Here is a 397-nt window from a genome sequence, read left to right as displayed (position 1 = left end):
GCTGCAGCTCGGCGCGAGACTGGCGTATCTGCCGATGCACTTCAGCCCGTTCAATGGACGAATGAAATCGCCGTCGCGTCTGCCATGGGCAGCTACCGCCCCTTCGTCTTCGCAGACTTCAACCAGCCGTACAACCTGGACGAACGCTTCGTTCCTGATGCCCAGGACAGCGGAGAAGCGATCGCTCGGCTGGCTGCATCGCAGGCCGCTCACTGGCGTCATGAAGACCGAAACACTGCTGCCCTGCAGCACGGCATTACCGATGCCGATGCCGTAAGGGATGAGGACCTCATGGAAATGGGCCGCGGCCGGGCACTGGTCTACATCCAGCGGGCTGGCGGCACCCGCGTTGACGTCATCAAATTGCACTGAAGCAGGAGGAGATATGGACCAGTAT

At 61.0% G+C, this 397-nt stretch carries 1 protein-coding gene; it reads left to right on the top strand.

What is annotated here, in order from left to right:
- Positions 1-372: hypothetical protein (locus GVL03_RS21465; RefSeq protein WP_159502770.1), on the top strand; the 372-nt coding region annotated here is incomplete at its 5' end.
- Positions 373-397: the final 25 nt, after the last annotated feature.

This window comes from Microbacterium sp. 18062 (assembly GCF_902706225.1).
Lineage (GTDB): Bacteria > Actinomycetota > Actinomycetes > Actinomycetales > Microbacteriaceae > Microbacterium.
The sequence above is the reverse complement of the archived record's forward strand: the minus strand, read 5'-3'. Positions and strand labels throughout refer to the sequence as shown.